The following is an 18,758-nucleotide window of genomic DNA, read 5'->3' on the forward strand; positions in this document are numbered from 1 at the left end:
TTTATGTTTTTACTTGAACTATTGTGTCGCTTGAATTGCGGTTAAGGCAATTGTGTACACAATATCATCAACTAAGGCACCACGAGATAAATCGTTCACTGGTTTGCGCATACCTTGAAGCATTGGGCCAATAGACACTAAATCTGCAGAACGTTGTACTGCTTTGTAAGTAGTGTTACCAGTGTTCAAGTCAGGGAATACGAATACTGTTGCTTTACCTGCCACTGGTGAATTTGGTGCTTTAGAGCGAGCCACATCTTCCATCACAGCCGCATCGTATTGTAATGGGCCATCGATTAATAAATCAGGGCGTTTTTCTTTCGCAATTCGAGTTGCTTCTTTCACTTTTTCCACATCAGCACCGCTACCAGATGTACCTGTTGAGTAAGAAATCATCGCGACTTTTGGATCAATACCAAATGCTTTTGCAGAATCCGCAGATTGAATTGCGATTTCTGCAAGTTGTTCTGCTGTTGGATCTGGGTTTACCGCACAGTCACCGTAAACAAGCACTTGATCTGGTAATAACATAAAGAAGATAGAAGAAACAATAGAACTACCCGGTGCAGTTTTGATGATTTGCATTGGTGGGCGAATGGTGTTTGCAGTTGTGTGAACGGCACCTGATACTAAACCATCCACTTCATTTGCTTCTAACATCATAGTACCAAGGACCACGGTATCTTCTAATTGTTCACGAGCTGCGGTTTCAGTCATACCTTTTGCTTTACGTAATTCAACTAAACGAGCAACATAGTTTTCACGAACATCTGCTGGGTTAATGATTGTAATGCCTTTACCTAGTTTAACACCTTGTGCTTCAGCTACACGTTGAACAGATGCAGGATCTGCTAAAAGCACACATTCCGCAATGCCTCGTTCTGCACAAAGTACGGCTGCTTTGATTGTACGAGGTTCATCACCTTCAGGAAGCACAATGCGTTTTTTCGCTGCACGAGCAAGTTCGGTCAATTGGAAACGGAATGCTGGTGGAGATAAACGACGTAAACGAGTAGAATCTGCAACTAGGTTATTGATAAAGTCAGCATTAAAGTGCTGGCTAGTGTATTGTTTGATGTTTTCAATACGCTCTTTATCATCAACAGGCACTTCAAGATTAAAGTTTTGTAAATTTAATGCTGTTTGCCAAGTATTACCTTCAATACGGAAGATTGGCAATTTTGCTTTTTCAAAAGCGGGTTGGCAAAGTTTATTGATTTGAGCATCAATTTTGTAACCGCCAGTTAATAAAAGGCCGCCGATTTCAATACCATTTGACGCTGCGAGAGCGGCTGCCACAAGTACATCTGGACGATCTGCTGAAGCGACTAATAAGCTGCCTGCACGGAAATGCTCAACCATATTTGGTAAACTTCTTGCGCAGAAAGTGATACCACGGATACGACGGTTAATATCTCCTTCAGTGATAATGGATGCACCTAAGTATTTCACTAAATCGATCGCACGTGTTGCGATTAAATCTGCTGACCAAGGCACGCAAGCTAATAATTTGATTGAGCTATTTGCAAATAATTTGCTCACTTCTGCTTCACATGCATGGCTATGTTGGAATGAATCAAAGATTTCAGCAAGATCAGGGCGTGTACGGCCAGATTCATCAACGGGTGCATTAAATTTATTTACAACCACGCCTAAAAGATTTGGATTGTTTTTACCACCAAATAGAGAGGCTGCTGCTTCTACGCGATCTTTTAATTCTGTTGGGGTTTCAGTTGCAGGTGCTGCAACTAATACGATTTCCGCATCTAATGCTTGTGCAATTTCATAGTTGATGCTATTTGCGTAACCGTGTTTTCTTGTAGGAATTAAGCCTTCAACCACAACGATATCGTTGTTTTTAGTTAATTGTTGGTGATTTGCCACAATTTTTTCTAACAATACATCAGACTGATTTTGCCCAATTAATGATTCTGCTACGCTTAACATAAACGGTTCAGAAGTTTCAAGGCTAGTGCTAGTGCGAATAATAGAAGTTGTGCGATCCAATTTATCTTCGCCAGTGCTTGGTTGAGAAACTGGTTTCATAAAAGCAACTTTTGCGCCTTTTTGTTCGAGAGAGTGGATTAATCCAAGACTAATGCTAGTTAAACCCACGCCTGTACTTACAGGGATAAGAATAATCGTGCGAGACATAGTTAAACCTTAATATGTATATGTTATAAATAAAAACTGCCGAAAAATTCGGCAGCTTGTTGTTGAATTAGAAACAAAGTTTTGCGGTATCTTGTGCGATAACCAATTCTTCGTTAGTTGGAAGAACAATTGCTTTAAATGCGGAATCATCAGTAGTGATTACGCCATCTTTACCAAAACGTGCAGCAAGATTTCGTTCGTTATCGATTTTAATGCCGAATAATCTTAAGTGATTTAAGGCTAATTCACGAACGTGCGCTGAGTTTTCGCCAATACCACCAGTGAATGCAATTGCATCTAAGTGATCATCGCCCAATACAGCCATATAAGCACCAATGTATTTCGCTAAACGATAGCTATAAACATTTAAAGCGCGTTTTGCTTCTGGTTTAGATGCGTCATCGTAGTTATCTTCAGCATAACGGCAGTCGCTTGTTACTTCAGTTAAACCTAAAAGACCCGATTTTTTCACTAAAGTCTCTTCAATTTGTTCCATAGACATACCTAAAGTTTTGTATAGGTAGAATACGATTGCGGGGTCAATATCGCCACAACGCGTACCCATTACTAAACCTTCTAGCGGAGTTAAGCCCATTGAAGTATCAATACATTGACCGTTACGCACAACAGAAACAGAACCACCATTACCTAAGTGACAAATAATAGCATTGACTTGGTCTGCAGGTTTGCCTACATATTCAGCGACTTCACGAGAAACGAAGTAGTGACTTGTTCCGTGTGCGCCATAGCGACGTACACCGTGTTCTTTATATAAAGAGTATGGAAGGGCATAAAGAAATGCTTCTTCAGGCATGGTTTGGTGGAATGCAGTATCAAAAACTACCACGTTTTTATCTTTTAAGTGCGGGAATGCGTTGAATGCTTCGCGAATACCGATTAAGTGCGCTGGATTGTGAAGTGGCGCAAATTGTGCAGCATCTTCAATACCTTTAACGACTTCATCAGTGATGATAACAGATTGGGTGTATTTTTCGCCACCATGCACGATACGGTGACCAATTGCCGCGATAGAGTTTTTAAGCTCATCTGTCATGATATTAGACGCAATAAAGGTAAGCGCTTCAGTATGAGCTGCACCTGCGCCTAAATCTGCGTTACCTTTCTCACCATTGAGTTTCCATTTGATACGCGCTTCTGGTAAGAAAAATGCTTCGGCTAAGCCGGATAATTTTTCTTCCCCTGTTGCTGGATCAAGAATTGCAAATTTTAGTGAAGAACTACCACAGTTAAGGATAAGAACAAGTTTTGACATGGGAACCCTATATTTGATTAAAGTTAATGGAAATCCACCTTGTAGATGGACTGAAAAAATCTGGCATAGGATACACCTTTTGACAAACAAAATAAATTCATCTCAGCATAAAAAGACAAGGATTTATGGAACTTTTTGAAAAATTAAACTTTTTCAGTAAGGTGACAATTTCAGGCAAACTGGGGTATGATAAGTGCGGTTGTTTTTTAAAGGTGTTTTTATGGCATTTTTTTCTATTTTAAAACAGGGACAAATTTATCTTAATACTTGGCCGCAGGAGGCTAAGTTAGGGATTATTTTCCCAGAAAACCGCATTATGAAAGCTACGAATTTTGCACAAAAATTTATGCCTTTTGTTGCTGTGTTTGCAATTCTATGGCAGCAGTTTTATGCAAAAAATGATTTGATGGCCTTTTCTATTGCAATTTTGACCGCACTTTTTGCTTTGCTTATTCCTTTTCAAGGTCTTTATTGGCTTGGTAAGCGTGCCAATACGCCGTTAGAAAATCAAAGTGCGGTATGGTTTTATGATATTTGCGAACGCTTAAAACAACGACATGAACCCTTGCCTTTTGTGCAAGATCAACCGACATACCAACATTTAGCAGAAGTCTTAAAGAAAGCTCAAAGCAAATTTGAACGAGCTTTTTGGCAGGAAATTTAGTTTACGCAAACGTTTTCTTTTTGGCTTTATTTTTGTAGAATACCTCGGTCGTTTTAAACGGCCGTTTTTCATTGAGAGATTTTTTAATGATCGATTACATTATTATTGGCATTATCGCTTTTTCCATTCTTGTCAGTTTATTACGCGGTTTTGTGCGCGAAGTGCTTTCACTAGGTAGCTGGGTTGTGGCATTTATTGTAGCAAGCCAGTTCTATCCTTATCTTGCCGCTTATCTTACGCAAATTGAATCAATGTATATTCGTAATGGAACCGCAATCGGGATTTTATTTGTACTGACTTTAATCGTGGGCGCCATAGTAAATTATGTAATTAGTCAATTAGTGGATAAGACGGGTTTAAGTGGCACCGATCGTGTTTTAGGTGTGGCTTTTGGCTTAGTGCGCGGTGCGCTAATTGTGGCTGCGTTGTTATTTTTTATGGATACTTTTACCAATTTTGAACAAACTGATTGGTGGAAAGAATCTCAATTAATACCGCACTTTGGTTTTATTATTGAATGGTTCTTTCAACAACTTCAGGCTAGTTCAAGTTTTTTAAATTCAACGCTTAATCAATAAGGAACACAAAATGTGTGGTATTGTCGGTATTGTTAGCCAAAGTCCGGTTAATGAATCTATTTATGCAGCATTAACTCTTTTGCAACATCGTGGGCAAGATGCTGCGGGCATAGTGACGGTTGATGATGAAAACCGTTTCCGCTTACGTAAAGCTAATGGTTTAGTGAGTGATGTGTTCCGTCAAGAGCATATGCTACGGTTGCAGGGAAATGCTGGATTGGGGCATGTTCGTTATCCTACAGCGGGGAGTTCTAGCGTCTCAGAGGCGCAGCCTTTTTATGTGAATTCCCCCTATGGTGTCACTTTGGTGCATAACGGTAATTTAACCAACTCAGTGGAGTTAAAAGAAAAAGTCTTTAAAACAGCTCGCCGCCATGTAAACACTAATTCAGATTCCGAACTTCTTCTTAATATTCTAGCCAATCACCTCGATCACATTCCTCAAGATCACCTCGATCCACAAGATATTTTCTATGCTGTTCGTAAAACTCACAAGGATGTTCGCGGTGCTTATGCTTGTTTAGCGATGATTATTGGGCATGGCATGGTTGCGTTTCGTGATCCTTTTGGCATTCGTCCTTTGGTGTTGGGTAAACGCGAAGAAAATGGAAAAACCGATTATATGTTTGCCTCTGAAACAGTGGCTTTAGATATTGTAGGTTTCGAGTTTGTGCGTGATATTGCTGCAGGTGAAGCCGTTTATGTGACGTTTGATGGCGAGCTTTATTCACAACAATGTACCGAAAGTGTCGGTGTTAAATCCTTGTATTTTTGAGTATGTTTATTTTGCACGCCCAGATTCAACGATTGATGGTGTCTCTGTTTATGCGGCACGTGTTCATATGGGGGAAAAACTCGGGAAAAAAATTGTAAAAGAATGGGCAGATGAAATTGATAATATTGATGTGGTCATTCCTATTCCTGAAACTTCAACAGATATTGCGTTACAAATAGCTCGTGTACTAGGGAAACCTTATCGCCAAGGATTTGTGAAAAATCGCTATGTTGGTCGTACGTTTATTATGCCAGGACAAGCACAGCGTATTAGTTCTGTTCGTCGCAAATTGAATACCATTAAAGCTGAATTTAAAGATAAAAATGTGTTATTGGTGGACGATTCTATCGTTCGTGGCACAACCTCTGAGCAAATTGTTGAAATGGCTCGCTCAGCTGGTGCGAAGAAAATTTACTTTGCCTCTGCTGCTCCTGAAATTCGTTATCCGAATGTATATGGTATTGATATGCCGAGTTGTGATGAACTGATCGCTTATGGGCGAAATGTTGATGAAATTGCAGAATTAATTGGCGTAGACAAATTAATTTTCCAAGATCTGACCGCACTTACTGAATCTGTTCAATTAGAAAACCCAGCCATTCAAGGTTTTGATTGTTCTGTTTTCACGGGAGAATATATTACAGGCGATATTAGTCCTGAATATCTTAATAAAATCGCAACTCAACGCAACGATAGTGCAAAGAAAAAACGTGAAAAACAAGCATCCAATCTTGAAATTTATAATGAACAATAAATGCTAGGTATTTAAAATCATCGCATTAAAAGTGCGGTGATTTTTTATTTGTTTTTTAGAATTTCTTCTAGATAGTTTTTGCAATCAGAATACTGAAATTGGAATCCCGAGTTGAGTAATTTTTCAGGCACAACATTTTGGCTTTCGAGTAATAGATTAGCTCGTTCGCCAAGCATGAAATGTAATAGCCATTTTGGAATGGTTGCAAAGGCAGGACGTTTTAATATTCGAGCCAAAGTGCGGTTAAATTTATGTTGTTTTATGGGATTCGGGGCGGTGAAGTTAAATGAGCCTTGGCACTCTGAATGATCGAGTAAAAATAAAATGCCATTGACCATATCTTCCAAAGCAATCCAGGGAAAATATTGCTCTCCATTGCCCAGTTTGCCGCCAAGTCCCCATTTGTATAAAGGCAACATTTGAGCAAGTGCGCCTCCTTTCTTAGAAAAGACCATGCCTGTTCGAATCAAACAAACCCTCGCATTAGCTTGTCGCGCAATATTTTCCCAATCTTGGCATAATTGTGCGGTGAAGGTTTTTGCTGTTTTGCTTGTTTCGGTAATTTTTTGTTCGTCTTGATCGCCGTAAATTCCAGTCGCTGAACCTGAAATAAAAATAGGGTGTTGCTGATATTGATTAATGAATTTAACCAGTTGGCTAGTGAGGCTTAAACGACTTTCTCGTAAAATAGATTTCTGATTTTTCGTCCAAGCTTTATGAAAAATCGGCTCACCAGCAAGATTGATGATGGCATCAAACTGTTCTTGTAAATCGAGTTCTGAAAGTGCGGTAATAAATTTGATGTTTTTTTGTTTTGAGATAGTGTGCGGCGTACTTGAGCGCGTTAAGATCGTTACTTGTTCATTGCGTAAGCAGAGTTGTTCAACAAGTGCTTTGCCGATAAGTCCCGTTCCTCCAGTTAATAAAATGTTCATTACAACGCGTTTTCAAATAAACGTTGAACATTTTTGAGTAAATCGACAATTTTTGTGTCACACGTTGGTGTGATAAAAATTGTGTCATCGCCTGCGATAGTACCTAAGATGCCTTCTGATTTTCCAATTGAATCGAGCAAACGAGCGATGAGTTGTGCCGCACCTGGAGAAGTCTTAATGACAATTAACATGTCATTATAATCAACGTCTAATACAAGATTTTTTAATGGACTACTGGTATTCGGAACACTCAATTCACTTGGTAAGCAATAGACCATTTCCATTTTGGTATTTCGGGTGCGAACAGCACCAAATTTGGTGAGCATTCTTGATATTTTTGATTGATTAATGCCTGTAAAGCCTTGTTTTTTTAAGGCATCGACAATCTCACTTTGAGAGCCAAAGCGTTCTTGATTGAGTAATTCTTTAAAAGCGCGAGTTAAATTGTCAGTCATTTTATTTTTCAATAGTCAAAATTTGCATAAGAATTGCATAAAAATTCATTTTCATCAACTTGAATGTGAATAAAAGTAAAGAGAAAGAAAAAATTACCTCAGAAATGTGAACTAGATCATAGAATGATATTTCTCTGTTTGTAATTGTGAGATGAAAATTTTAAAATCAGGTCATCTTAAATTAACTAACACATAAGGAGTATTTATGAAAGTTGCAGTATTAGGTGCCGCAGGCGGTATTGGTCAAGCATTAGCGTTATTACTAAAACTTCAGTTGCCTGCTGGTTCAGATTTAGCATTATATGATATTGCCCCTGTTACCCCAGGTGTTGCAGTGGATGTGAGCCATATTCCAACCGCAGTGAATGTGAAAGGTTTTTCTGGTGAAGATCCAACGCCTGCACTTGAAGGTGCGGATGTTGTATTAATTTCTGCTGGTGTTGCGCGTAAACCTGGTATGGACCGCTCTGATTTATTCAATATTAATGCAGGCATTGTTCGTGGTTTAATTGAGAAAGTCGCGGTTACTTGCCCGAAAGCATGCGTTGGTATCATCACTAACCCAGTAAATACTACTGTTGCGATTGCGGCTGAAGTATTGAAAAAAGCGGGCGTTTACGACAAACGTAAATTATTTGGTGTGACTACTTTAGACGTGTTACGTTCTGAAACCTTTGTGGCTGAATTAAAAGGTTTAAATGTTTCTCGTACGAGCGTTCCTGTTATTGGTGGTCACTCAGGTGTGACTATTCTTCCATTACTTTCTCAAGTTCAATATGCTGAATGGAATGAAGATGAAATCGAACCATTAACAAAACGTATCCAAAATGCAGGTACAGAAGTTGTCAATGCAAAAGTGGGTGGCGGTTCTGCAACCCTCTCAATGGCGCAAGCTGCAGCGCGTTTTGCTCGTTCTTTAGTGAAAGGATTGAGTGGCGAGACAGTTGTTGAATGTACTTATGTTGAAGGGGATGGCAAATATGCTCGTTTCTTCTCTCAGCCAGTTCGTTTAGGCAAAGAAGGTGTAGAAGAAATTTTACCAATTGGTCCATTAAGCAATTTTGAACAACAAGCCTTAGAAAATATGTTGCCGACTTTACGTGCAGATATTGAATTAGGCGAAAAATTTATTAATGGTTAATCATTAAAAAATAAGGGGGAGTTAGCTCTCTTTTTATGTTTCGATAAAAAAGCCACCATTTGGTGGCTTTTGTTTGTATCTTTATTATTTCTGACGCATTGCAGGGAATAAGATAACATCACGAATTGATGGTGCATTTGCATAAAGCATCGCTAGACGGTCGATACCTAAACCTTCCCCAGCTGTTGGTGGTAAGCCGTGTTCTAGTGCAACAACAAAGTCTTCATCTTTAAACATCGCTTCATCATCGCCCGCTTCTTTCGCAGCCACTTGTGCATCAAAACGTTCATTTTGATCTTCCGCGTCATTTAATTCTGAGAAACCATTACCAATTTCACGTCCGCCGATGAATAATTCAAAACGGTCAGTCACTTCAGGGTTTTCATCATTACGACGTGCAAGTGGCGAAATTTCCGCAGGGTGAGCCATTAAGAAGGTTGGTTGAATTAAGTGATGTTCAGCCACTTCTTCAAAAATTGCGTTCACAATACTGCCTAAACCCCAAGATTTTTGTACTTCAATACCTAAGCGTTCTGCCGTGGCTTTTGCACGATTAAAGTCATATAAATCTTCTTTTACGATACCTTTGTCTGCACCATATTTAATGGTTGCATCGTGTAACGTAATACGTTCGAATGGTTTGCCGAAGTCAAATTCTAAATCACCGTATTTCACAATGGTTGTACCAAGAATATCAATCGCTAATTTACGAAGAAGTTCTTCGGTGTTATCCATTAAATCGTGGTAATCTGCATAGGCTTGATAGTATTCAAGCATAGTAAATTCTGGATTATGACGAACAGAAACCCCTTCATTACGGAAGTTACGGTTTAATTCAAATACTCGTTCAAAGCCACCCACTACTAAGCGTTTTAAATAAAGTTCAGGTGCGATACGTAAATACATATCCACATCTAATGCATTGTGATGAGTCACGAAAGGACGCGCAGATGCGCCGCCTGGAATCACTTGTAACATTGGCGTTTCCACTTCCATAAAGCCTTTAGAAATGAAATATTCACGAATACCCGCGACAACTTTAGAACGAATAATAAAAGTGCGGCGAGATTCTTCGTTAGAAATTAAATCTAAATAACGTTGGCGATAACGAACTTCTTGGTCGGTTAAACCATGGAATTTGTCTGGTAATGGGCGAAGTGCTTTGGTTAAAAGTTGAACTTCCGTAGTTTTAACGGTGAGTTCATCAGTTTTTGTTTTAAATAAAGTGCCTTTAATGCCAACGATATCACCTAAATCCCAAGTACCAACGTCATCTTTATAAACACCTTCAGGCAAATTATCGCGTGCAACGTAAAGCTGGATTTTACCGCTCATATCTTGAATGGTGATAAAAGTTGCTTTACCCATTGCACGGCGAGTCATAATACGACCAGCAACTTGTACTTCAATGCCTTTTTCTTTTAAGATTTCCCCGTCTTCTGAATCATATTGATTGTGTAAATCTTGTGCGAGAGCATCACGACGAAACTTGTTTGGAAATGCATTACCTTTTGCACGTAATGCGGCTAATTTTTCACGACGAACGAGCATTTCGCCATTGAGATCTAATTCTTTAACTTCTTGTTCTGACATATTGTTTACCTTTTTTATAAATTAATAAGAAATTTTTATTTTCTTTGTTTACTTTAGGAGCTGTCGAAGACTAAAGGAAATATATTATCGAAAGCCCCCTTCCGTTGCTTCGCGCCACTTTCCCCCGTAAACAGGGGAAGGCAAAAATTTTATAATCCAGCCTTGAGACTCGCTTCAATAAATCGATCTAAATCCCCGTCTAATACGGCTTGCGTATTACGGTTTTCTACGCCAGTACGTAAATCTTTAATGCGTGAATCGTCTAATACATAAGAGCGAATTTGGCTTCCCCAACCAATGTCAGATTTATTATCTTCCATTGCTTGCTTATCTGCATTTTTCTTTTGTAATTCAAGCTCATACAATTTCGCTTTTAATTGTTTCATTGCTTGATCTTTGTTCTTGTGCTGTGAACGGTCGTTTTGACATTGCACCACAATGCCACTTGGCATATGGGTAATTCGCACCGCACTTTCAGTTTTGTTTACGTGCTGACCACCTGCTCCTGATGCACGATAAACATCAATACGTAAATCAGCAGGATTGATTTCAATATCAATATCATCATCAATTTCAGGGTAGACAAATGCCGCACTGAACGATGTATGACGACGGTTATTGGAATCAAATGGACTTTTACGCACCAAACGATGAATACCGGTTTCTGTTCGTAACCAACCAAAAGCATATTCACCGCTCACTTTAATCGTTGCCGATTTCAATCCAGCTACATCACCGTCAGAGACTTCCATCAGTTCAGTTTTAAATCCCTTGCTTTCAGCCCAACGGAGATACATACGGAGCAACATTTCTGTCCAATCTTGAGCTTCCGTACCGCCCGAACCAGCTTGTAAGTCCACATAGCAATCGCAAGCATCATGTTCGCCACTAAACATTCGACGGAACTCTAATTTTTCGAGTTGTTGTTCGAGTTCATCTAATTCAGCTACCGCTTCATTGAAGGTGTCTTCGTCTTCTGCTTCGATGGCAAGTTCTAATAATCCATCAACATCTTCTAAACCTTGTTCTAAATTTTTGATGGTATTTACAACTTGTTCTAAAGAAACGCGTTCTTTACCAAGCGCTTGGGCTTTATCCGGATCATTCCAAACATCTGGCTGTTCTAATTCCGCATTGACTTCTTCTAAACGCTCAACTTTGGCATCGAAGTCAAAGATACCCCCGAAGCACCGAAGTGCGGTCGGATAAGTCGGTGATTTTATTTTTTACAGGATTGATTTCAAACATAATAAATTCACTGTGTGATAAAGTGTGGAATTATATGCTATTTTCTGGTTTTTGGATAGTTTGACCTTGCAGAAATTAGCAATCTCTCTATAATTTCAGACTTTCTTACTCAAGCTAATTTAGGAACAAAAAATGAAGAAAATTTTTACCGCACTTTTGTGCGTGGCTGCGGCTAATACAATGGCAAACGATGCCACGATTAAAAGCAAATTACAGTCTCTTGGCGCATCAAATATTGATGTGAAATCCTCGCCAATTTCAGGTATCAAAACTGCCGTAACAGATCAAGGCGTACTTTATGTGACGGAAGATGGAAAATATGCTTTCCAAGGTAAACTTTACGAGCTCACGAATAATGGTCCTGTTGATGTAGCGGGTAAAATTTTAGTGGATAAACTTAATTCTTATAAAAACGAGATGATTGTTTATCCCGCTAAAAATGAAAAGCATGTTGTGACGGTATTTATGGATATTACTTGCCATTATTGCCATTTATTACATCAGCAATTAAAAGAATATAACGATCTTGGAATTACTGTACGTTATTTAGCTTTCCCTCGCGCAGGTATGAATAATCAAACGGCGAAACAAATGGAAGCGATTTGGACGGCGAAAGATCCCGTTTTTGCTTTAAACGAAGCTGAAGACGGCAATTTACCAAAAGAAGTTAAAACGCCAAATATCGTGAAAAAACATTATGAATTAGGTATTCAATTTGGTGTACGAGGAACACCAAGTATTGTTATCTCAACTGGTGAGCTTATTGGCGGTTATTTAAAACCAGCTGATTTATTAAGAGCTCTTGAAGAAACGGCACAATAATTTTATAATAAAGAACAAGGGGCAGTTGCCTACCCCTTGTATTTAGTCGGTTATGCTTAATATGCTGGGGAGCTTAAAAGCATTAACAATACTAAGACTATGATATAAATACATAATTTAGGCATTATTAAAATCCTTAGCTGACACAATAGTTAGACTAATGGTCAGTAGGGCTTTTAACCCCTGTCAGCATTCAGGGTTAAAAGCCCTGACCGACAGGAAAAAGTATAGATAAAAGAGCTGTTGATTTCAACAGCTTTTTGCTTTTAGGTATGAATTAATATCCAGTGAAAAAACTTATCAAACGCCGTGAAATTCCAGTTGGAAATTCTGTTTCAACCCATCCGTTATTAGATCGCCTTTATCGCGCTCGTCATATTAAAAACACCAAAGAATTAGACCGCACTTTGAAATCAATGCTCAATCCAAATCAATTATATGGCATTGATCAAGCGGTAAATTTATTAGTTGAAGCCTATCAACAACAGCAAAAAATAGTGATTGTTGGGGATTTCGATGCTGATGGTGCAACCAGCACAGCATTGAGTGTGCTGGCTTTAAGACAACTTGGTTTTTCCGATGTAGATTACCTTGTACCAAATCGATTTGAACAAGGTTATGGTTTGAGTATTCCTGTGGCTGAAATGGCTCTTGAAAAGGGCGTTCAGTTATTAATGACGGTGGATAACGGTGTTTCATCTTTTGAAGGCGTTGCATTTTTGAAAGAGAAAGGCATTCGAGTTTTAGTCACGGATCATCATTTACCTCCCGAAACTTTGCCGCTAGCCGATGCTATTGTTAATCCTAATTTAAGTCAGTGTGGTTTCCCTTCAAAATCTTTAGCGGGCGTTGGTGTTGCGTTTTATTTGATGTTAGCCGTACGAGCAAAATTTCGTGAACTCGGTATTTTTACTGCAGAAACACAACCTAATTTTACTGACTTGCTAGATCTAGTGGCATTGGGTACTGTCGCTGATGTTGTGCCTTTAGACCAAAATAATCGTATCCTTGCTTATCAAGGCTTAATGCGGATTCGTGCACGGCGTTGTCGTCCTGGTATTGTTGCGTTGGCTGAAGTGGCTAACCGTAATGTTGAACAGTTTACTTCAAGTGATCTTGGTTTTTGTATCGGACCTCGTTTAAATGCAGCAGGGCGTTTAGACAATATGTCGATTGGGGTAGAGCTTTTGCTGGCGGACGACATGCTAAAAGCCAGAGAATTGGCTTTAGATCTTGATCAACTCAATCAAACGCGTAAAGAGATTGAAGCAGGTATGAAGCTTGAGGCGCTAGAAATTTGCCAAAATCTCACCGCTCTTTTTAAAGAGTTACCTTCGGGGATTACACTTTATCAACCAGATTGGCATCAGGGCGTATTAGGCATTGTGTCATCTCGGATTAAAGAGCAATATCACCGTCCTGTGATTGCTTTTGCACAAGATAGTGAGGGAACCTTGAAAGGTTCTGCGCGTTCTATCGAAGGTTTGCATATGCGTGATGTTTTAGAACGTATTCATTCGCAACATCCTAATATGATTTTAAAATTTGGTGGCCATGCTATGGCTGCGGGATTAAGCCTCCGAGAAGAACACTTTGACGATTTCCAACATGTTTTTAATCAAACCGTTGCCGATTGGCTTGATGAAGAACATTTACAAGGTGTCATCTGGACCGATGGCGAATTAAATTCAAATGAATTTAATCTTGAAACGGCGGAACTGATAAAATCAGCAGGCCCTTGGGGACAAGCTTTCCCAGAGCCTTGTTTTGATGGCGAATTTAAAATTTTAGACCAGCGTGCAATTGGACAAAATCAAAACCATCTCAAAATGTTAGTAGAGCCAAAACAAGGCGGGCCTTTATTAGATGCCGTTGCGTTTAATATTGACACAAGATTGTATCCCGATCTTTCAATTAAACAGGCGAGATTTGCATATAAATTGGATGTTAATGAGTTTCGTGGTAACCGAAATGTACAGCTTTTAGTGGAATATATTGAAGCGATTGATGAGTAATGTTTTGAAATTTTATGGATTATTCGTATTAGGTTTATTTGGGTTTACATCATCGGCTATAGCTGAAGTAAATCAAAAAGAATTTTCTACTCAAAATCCACCGCACTTACCATCTTCTGATGTCATGCATTTTGAAGATGGGCGGGATTATTTTTCTTATCAAGAGCCTATTGAACAAGCACCTAGAGCGGATAAAAAAATACGTATTCAATTCTTTTTTGATTACGATTGCCGCGTATGTTCGTCAGCGCAAGATATTTTGGAGCTTTATAGTCAAATGCGTACAAATAAAGTTGCGTTGGAACAATATCCTATTGCAACTGCCGAATAGTCAGTTTAGCGCACGCATTTTTTATACCTTGCAAGCACTAAGTGCGGGTGAATTATCTAATGTTTTATAATTTGAAACTTCAGAAAAATCCCGTTATGCAGAGTTGTCTGCGACAAATAAAATTCAACAATGGGCGGAAGAACAAGGGCTAGATAAGCCGTTATTTATTCAAACTGAAAATTCAGAAAGAGTAAAAGAACAAATTCAAGATGCGATTGAATTGACGGAAGAATATGGTGTGTTTACCTATCCTTACGTTGTCATTGGGGGAAAATATGTACTCACGGCGAGCACGCTTTATAATGATGATTATAGCGTGGCTGTGCTAGATTTTTTGGTAAATAAAATAGAACAGGAACAAAAGTGATGAAAATCGGAATTGTTGGCGCAATGGCGCAAGAAGTAGAAATTTTAAAAAATTTAATGGTAGAGAGAACTGAAACTCAAGTAGCAAGTGCGGTCATTTTTGAAGGCAAAATTAACGGTAAAAATGTTGTATTATTACAATCAGGCATTGGCAAAGTGGCAGCTGCCATTGGCACGACGGCATTATTGCAATTAGCCAAGCCAGATTGTGTGATCAATACTGGCTCTGCAGGTGGGGTAGCAAAAGGCTTAAAAGTGGGGGATATTGTGATTTCTGATGAAACACGCTATCACGATGCGGATGTGACCGCTTTTGGCTATGAAAAAGGGCAGTTACCTGCTAATCCTGCGGCATTTTTATCGGACAAAAAATTAGCAGATCTCGCTCAAGAAATTGCAGAAAAGCAAGGGCAATCAGTAAAACGTGGTTTAATTTGCTCTGGCGATAGTTTTATTAATAGTGAAGACAAAATTGCACAAATAAAAGCAGACTTCCCGAATGTGACGGGGGTTGAAATGGAAGCGACAGCAATTGCACAAGTTTGCTATGCGTTTAATGTGCCTTTTGTGGTGGTTCGAGCAATTTCTGATGGCGGCGATGGCAAAGCAAGTATGTCTTTTGAAGAGTTTTTACCATTAGCGGCGAAGCAGTCTTCGGCGTTAGTGTTAGGGATGATTGACAGACTGTAGTAATAATCTTTTAATAAGATAATAAATTCTAAAATTAAAGGCATAGCTTATTAGCTATGCCTTTTTATATGAGCCAATTAGAATTTATAGTTTAAACTCAGAATATAAGTTCTTCCACGTGCAAAGTTATAAAGCACGGTTTTATCTTTTCCTCCATCTTCACAATCCTTACTTTTACTACAAATTGAATTATTTAAACTTGAATAATATCTTTGCGAAGCCGCGTCATTTCCAGCATCTAATGGATCAACATAACGTTTATCTAATAGATTTTGTACTTCCGCTTTAATAATCAAATCTTTGATTGGTTCATAGCTGACGTGTAAATCTAAAATAATCGGTTGTTTTTTAATCTCTTCTGTTTTTTTCACGGCATAGTAAGTTCTGTCGCCCGCAGTATATTGTTCATAGCGAGAGCCATTGATATATTCTTCTTCAATTGTCGCACGTTTACTTTTTCCATAATAACGAGCTGCCATACCTAAGGTTAATTTTTGATCAAACCAACGTGTACCAAGCTCTAATCTGCCGTAGTCCTTTGGTAACATAGTGATACGTGATAAACCATAACCTTGTTGCAAAATATCTTTATTTGAAGCATTATTTGGACGTGGGCTGGCATCGGCATAATTGGTTGGCTGATTAGTGCGTTGATAAGCGTAAGAGACATTCGCAAAAAAACGTCCCATATCATAATTAAGCTCTAACTCGGCACCGCTTTTTTTCACGATAGGTTGATAATTTTGATGTGCGATGGTAAAGCGAAAACCATTACTGCTTGCCCACGTAGGTACAACGCCATCTCGCCACCAAACACCGTAAACATTATGGATATAGTTTTTAATAAAGCTACGATAACCCACTAATTTGATGCCTAGCACATCGTCTTGAGTGAATAGACCTTTTTTATAAGTATTAAAGCCTAGTTGATAGGTGTCAGATTGTTCAGGTTTTAATGCCGTGTTTACCCCTGCATTAGACACTTGAGAAAAAAACATCTCTTGAATATTCGGCATTCTGTGTGTGCGTGAATAAGTGAAAAATGGCATAAAATAATCACTTAGCTCTGCACTTAATGTAGCGGAATGATTGAATGCCTTTTTATGGCCTGATTTATGCAAAATCGGTTCATTAATTTGTGTTTGTGTATTTTCATATCCAACATACTCACCATTAAACGCATAATGGGTAAAATTCACGCTGTAATTTAAATGGTAAATACCTTTAGAAAGTGCGGTATCAAAATACACTGTTTTAAATTTTTGCTTGCCAGATGGTTGTAAAATCACTGAACGTTGAGGCAGTAAATTTTGACTACCCCCTAGTGACCCATCTGTATACTTGTAACGACCAGGTTCGCCTGATGCTCCTTTGTAAAATAAACTTAGCTCTTCTGGAAAACGGTTTTTACTGTATTCATTGGTAAAATAGTTAAAACCTAATGTGGTTTTTAAATCGATTTCTTTTGGCAGTAAGAAAGTATGGCTGTTGTTAATATCAATAATATTTGCCATATTTTTTGTGATAAGTTTATCTCTAACTCGCCAACCTGCAAAAAATCCACCTTTAGGATAAATGGTTTTACCAATGTTATGTGCAGCCATTAAATTAAGATCAAGATAGCTGTTATTATTGAAGTTATAATTGACTTGGTAATTACGGTTTTCAATTTTGCGAGAACCAATTTTATTATCCAATGTACGTATTTGCGCTCCTAAATTTTGGTGATCATCGCCATATTCAAATTTTAACAAATGGCTACGGGAGCGAGATTGCAAACTACCCGGTTCAATAGGCGCAACACTATATTGATCTTTATTATCTTCAAATGATTTGTCGGTTCCTTTAACACCAAAATTATCATCTTCACTACCCTGTAATTCTGGTATATTTTCTGGTTTTATTTTTTGTGTTATTAATTTTTTGAGAATTTCTTTTCTAACGTTTGCTTTAGGATCACTACGACTATAAAAATTACACATAAAACCATTGTTCTCTGCTAACTCAGGAGTTGGCTTGTTACAAGACCAAGCGTTCTTACTTAGATCAGGAGTCCACTGTCCAGCTGAATTTAAAACATAACCTGAAGTGCGGAAATAAGCTTCTTTTTCTTTCGCAAGAATATCCTGCCCTAATGATGCTAATCGTTCTCCACCACCGATACGATAATCTTGTGAAACTTCACGTTGGCTATAACCATACACCATGCCTACATAGCCACCATTATCAAGCCATTTTCTACCTGCAGTCATCGTCATAAAATTGGATTTAGTGGCATTGCTCCCTGTCATTCCTTTCAGAATAATGCCAAATGGTTTGTCATCAGTAATGACATCATTAACGCCTAATGTTCTAAAATTAGCACTGCCCGCTAACGCATTTATACCGCTTGATCCTGAAAAGTTGCTTTTATTAATATCTACACCTGCAATAAAATTAGGATCGATTGCCGCACCAAATTGAGAACTCCCGCCTGATTGACCAGAGTCTAAGGCTGTAGAATAGAAGGTCTGGGTTACACCATCAACCATCGTATTGACACGACCTAATCCATTTTCGCCACGAATATTTACAGAAACGACACCCGAGCCTTTATCTTGTTGAGTAAATGCACCAGGGATACTTCGAATGACTTGATCGATAGTCTGGGTTTCTTTAAAAATATGCTCTCGGGTACTTTTCGCTTTTGCTTCCGTAAAAGGTTTTTTATCGTTAGCGACATTTTTTTCTACTACATCAATTTGCTCTAGAGTTTCTTCTGCCTGAGCTTCCACAATAGATACACTTATTGTATTGATAAGACAAAATGTAATTAAATTTAATCGAATAACTTTCTGCATTATTACTTCCTTATTTTTTTGAAAAAGATTCGCATTATCTTATTGTATTTTGTAAAACTCAATAAATTTTTATTAAAATTAATACAAAACTCTAAAAAAATGAAAAAAATTAATTTTAAAAGAT

The 18,758-nt window shown here is 38.4% G+C and carries 13 protein-coding genes and 2 pseudogenes; 8 read left to right on the forward strand and 7 right to left on the reverse strand.

The genetic code is table 11. The features are described from left to right. Positions 1-18: 18 nt before the first annotated feature. On the reverse strand, positions 19-2,154 hold the full coding sequence (gene pta / locus GG9_RS06265; RefSeq protein ID WP_005630708.1) for a phosphate acetyltransferase: 2,136 nt from the start codon (positions 2,152-2,154) through the stop codon (positions 19-21). 67 nt (positions 2,155-2,221) lie between these two features. Continuing rightward, the gene (locus GG9_RS06260) at positions 2,222-3,427 is read right to left on the reverse strand and encodes an acetate kinase (RefSeq protein WP_005630709.1); all 1,206 of its coding nucleotides are present in this window, start codon (positions 3,425-3,427) and stop codon (positions 2,222-2,224) included. 220 nt (positions 3,428-3,647) lie between these two features. Between GG9_RS06260 and yfbV the strand changes: the two genes are divergently transcribed. The 3 genes and pseudogenes from yfbV to purF all read left to right on the forward strand — a co-directional run bounded on the left by yfbV (position 3,648) and on the right by purF (position 6,198). Further along, positions 3,648-4,091: a terminus macrodomain insulation protein YfbV gene (gene yfbV, locus GG9_RS06255; protein ID WP_005630712.1), complete on the forward strand. Its 444-nt coding sequence runs from the start codon at positions 3,648-3,650 to the stop codon at positions 4,089-4,091. A gap of 86 nt (positions 4,092-4,177) precedes the next feature. Continuing rightward, positions 4,178-4,669: a CvpA family protein gene (locus GG9_RS06250; protein WP_005630714.1), complete on the forward strand. Its 492-nt coding sequence runs from the start codon at positions 4,178-4,180 to the stop codon at positions 4,667-4,669. Between the two features lie 10 nt (positions 4,670-4,679). After that, a pseudogene (purF, locus tag GG9_RS0108545) lies at positions 4,680-6,198 on the forward strand (amidophosphoribosyltransferase). 44 nt (positions 6,199-6,242) lie between these two features. Here the strand turns inward: purF and GG9_RS06245 are convergent. Then, the gene (locus tag GG9_RS06245; protein WP_005630719.1) at positions 6,243-7,133 is read right to left on the reverse strand and encodes a TIGR01777 family oxidoreductase; all 891 of its coding nucleotides are present in this window, start codon (positions 7,131-7,133) and stop codon (positions 6,243-6,245) included. Beyond that, positions 7,133-7,588: a transcriptional regulator ArgR gene (gene argR / locus GG9_RS06240; RefSeq protein ID WP_005630720.1), complete on the reverse strand. Its 456-nt coding sequence runs from the start codon at positions 7,586-7,588 to the stop codon at positions 7,133-7,135. The genes GG9_RS06245 and argR overlap by 1 nt, the downstream gene beginning before the upstream one ends. A 205-nt stretch (positions 7,589-7,793) precedes the next feature. On the opposite strand from argR, the gene mdh reads away from it, so the two are divergent. Continuing rightward, a complete protein-coding gene (mdh, locus tag GG9_RS06235; RefSeq protein ID WP_005630722.1) occupies positions 7,794-8,729 on the forward strand; it encodes a malate dehydrogenase in 936 nt (311 codons plus the stop codon). A gap of 84 nt (positions 8,730-8,813) precedes the next feature. Here mdh and lysS read toward each other — a convergent pair whose 3' ends face one another. Together lysS and prfB are read right to left on the reverse strand one after the other, a co-directional pair. Continuing rightward, positions 8,814-10,322 carry a lysine--tRNA ligase gene (gene lysS / locus GG9_RS06230; RefSeq protein WP_005630724.1) on the reverse strand — a complete coding sequence of 503 codons (1,509 nt, stop codon included), beginning with the start codon at positions 10,320-10,322 and terminating at the stop codon, positions 8,814-8,816. Between the two features lie 149 nt (positions 10,323-10,471). Then, positions 10,472-11,570 (reverse strand): peptide chain release factor 2 gene (prfB, locus tag GG9_RS06225; protein ID WP_100185028.1). Its coding sequence is split into 2 segments (ribosomal slippage): positions 10,472-11,494 and positions 11,496-11,570, totalling 1,098 coding nucleotides; the frame shifts between segments, so codons are not numbered across the junction. A 132-nt stretch (positions 11,571-11,702) separates the two neighbouring features. Here prfB and dsbC point away from each other — a divergent pair. From dsbC to GG9_RS06210, 4 genes and pseudogenes are all read left to right on the forward strand, one after another. Next, positions 11,703-12,392 (forward strand): bifunctional protein-disulfide isomerase/oxidoreductase DsbC, encoded by a 690-nt coding sequence (dsbC, locus tag GG9_RS06220; protein ID WP_005630726.1) that lies wholly within the window; start codon positions 11,703-11,705, stop codon positions 12,390-12,392. 287 nt (positions 12,393-12,679) lie between these two features. Further along, positions 12,680-14,407 (forward strand): single-stranded-DNA-specific exonuclease RecJ, encoded by a 1,728-nt coding sequence (gene recJ / locus GG9_RS06215; RefSeq protein ID WP_005630728.1) that lies wholly within the window; start codon positions 12,680-12,682, stop codon positions 14,405-14,407. Next, positions 14,400-15,105: pseudogene (locus GG9_RS0108550) on the forward strand (thiol:disulfide interchange protein DsbA/DsbL). The gene recJ and the pseudogene GG9_RS0108550 overlap by 8 nt, the downstream one beginning before the upstream one ends. Beyond that, positions 15,105-15,794, forward strand: coding sequence for a 5'-methylthioadenosine/adenosylhomocysteine nucleosidase (locus tag GG9_RS06210; protein WP_005630734.1), 690 nt, complete (start codon positions 15,105-15,107; stop codon positions 15,792-15,794). Before GG9_RS0108550 ends, GG9_RS06210 begins: the two are co-directional and overlap by 1 nt. A gap of 77 nt (positions 15,795-15,871) precedes the next feature. On the opposite strand, the gene GG9_RS06205 is transcribed toward GG9_RS06210, so the two are convergent. Continuing rightward, the gene (locus GG9_RS06205) at positions 15,872-18,634 is read right to left on the reverse strand and encodes a TonB-dependent receptor domain-containing protein (RefSeq protein ID WP_005630735.1); all 2,763 of its coding nucleotides are present in this window, start codon (positions 18,632-18,634) and stop codon (positions 15,872-15,874) included. Positions 18,635-18,758: the final 124 nt, after the last annotated feature.

The organism is Haemophilus haemolyticus M19501, from assembly GCF_000222025.1.
GTDB lineage: Bacteria > Pseudomonadota > Gammaproteobacteria > Enterobacterales > Pasteurellaceae > Haemophilus > Haemophilus haemolyticus_G.